Origin of the sequence: Dyella japonica DSM 16301 (genome assembly GCF_001010355.1) — a bacterium.
Classification (GTDB): domain Bacteria; phylum Pseudomonadota; class Gammaproteobacteria; order Xanthomonadales; family Rhodanobacteraceae; genus Dyella; species Dyella japonica.
Genome location: NZ_JPLA01000212.1, coordinates 1 through 501, shown reverse-complemented (window position 1 = coordinate 501; position 501 = coordinate 1). Strand labels below are relative to the sequence as shown.

The 501-nt window shown below is 44.5% G+C and carries 1 protein-coding gene; it reads left to right on the top strand.

The window, feature by feature from the left end:
* On the top strand, positions 1-501 hold a 501-nt coding region (locus Y882_RS20475; RefSeq protein ID WP_211259265.1), incomplete at both ends, for a hypothetical protein.

Genomic DNA, 501 nt, shown 5'->3' with positions numbered 1-501 from the left:
ATGATATGCCACATTTTTATCCTGCTACTAAGACAATGGAGTTATTCAATGACTGTATTGAACGAGATCAAGGATCCGCTTACAGAGTATGGCTCGGAAAAGTATTACCGCATATTGAAGACGCATATCGAGAGGGGGATGGCGGATTCCGTTCGCATCTTGGGATTAGTCTTATCGGACAAGAATGTAGTAGAGCAATCTTCTACGGATGGAGATGGGCAACTAAACCACACTTTAACGGTAAAACCTTACGTCTATTCAATCGCGGGCATCTTGAAGAAGGTCGCTTCGTGGCCTTACTACTTACCGCCGGTATGCAAGTCATCCAACAAGACGAAAATGGCAGCCAGTATCGAGTCAGCTATCTCAACGGGCACTTTGGCTCTGCAATAGATGGTATTGTCATTGGTTGTCCCGACATGCCTCAACCTTCTACACCAATCTTGACGGAAATGAAAACGCACAATAACGATTCGTTCAAGAAACTTGTCGTTAATGGTG